Annotated in this window: 1 pseudogene; it reads left to right on the top strand. The window is 48.7% G+C overall.

Features of this window, described 5'->3' with window-relative positions:
• Window position 1: 1 nt before the first annotated feature.
• Window positions 2-988 (top strand): annotated as a pseudogene (locus L1D11_RS22445) (IS66 family transposase); the annotation flags it as partial.

The following is a 988-nucleotide window of genomic DNA, read 5'->3' as shown; positions in this document are numbered from 1 at the left end:
TATCAACCCAGAAAGCCAAGATGTTGCCGAGCTACAAGCGATGGTGAAAGCGCTGATGGCGTCAGAAAACCAATGGAAACAAGAGCGTCAATCTCTGCTTGAGCAACTCAAACTTGCTTTCGACCGCCAGTTCGCAAAACGCTCGGAGGCGTTAAAGCCTTACGATGAATCTCAAGGTGACCTCTTCAACGAAGTGGAATGTGAAGCCGCTAAGGAAGAAGAGGTTGAGGTAACGACGACGACCACAACCACAACGAAGAAGCGTGGTAAACGCAAGCCACTTCCAAAGACTTTGCCTCGTGAGGTTATCGAACTCGATTTAGACGACCATGAAAAACAGTGTGCATGCTGCCAACATAGTCTGCATAAAATCGGTGAAGACCGCAGTGAGAAACTTGAGTTCTCACCAGCTGTGCTTAAAGTGCTGGAATATGTTCGTCCTAAATATGCTTGTCGTCAGTGCGAGCAAACGGAAGACAACAGCCGTATCGTTCAAAAGCCAGCGCCACAAAGCATCATCCCTAAAAGCTTTGCCTAGGATGATGTTGGCCAACATCATCCTAGGCAAATATCAATACGCGATGCCACTTTACCGCCAAGAGTCATTGTTTACCCAGTCGGGTATCGAACTGTCACGAACCACCATGGCGAGATGGATTATCCAAGTCAGTGAGAAGTTCTCCCCGCTGTATGCAGCCTTGAAAGAGCACCTGCTTCTACAAGTGGTGGTTCAGGCGGATGTAACGCTGCTCAATGTCCTCAAAGAAGATAAACAGTGTTATATGTGCCTCTACTGCTCGGGCGCAGACTCGCCCGACACTGCACAGCCGAATGTAAAGAATATCGCCTTTTACGACTATCAAAACAGTCGCGCGAGGGCATGCCCTGTTGCCTTCTTGGAGAATTACAGTAGTTATCTGCAAACCGATGGCTATGGTGCCTATGATGGTCTTCATCGCGTCACCAATGTTGGCTGCTTGTCGCATGC

It is taken from the genome of Vibrio sp. Isolate32 (genome assembly GCF_022397955.1).
GTDB lineage: Bacteria > Pseudomonadota > Gammaproteobacteria > Enterobacterales > Vibrionaceae > Vibrio.
The sequence above is the reverse complement of the archived record's forward strand: the minus strand, read 5'-3'. Positions and strand labels throughout refer to the sequence as shown.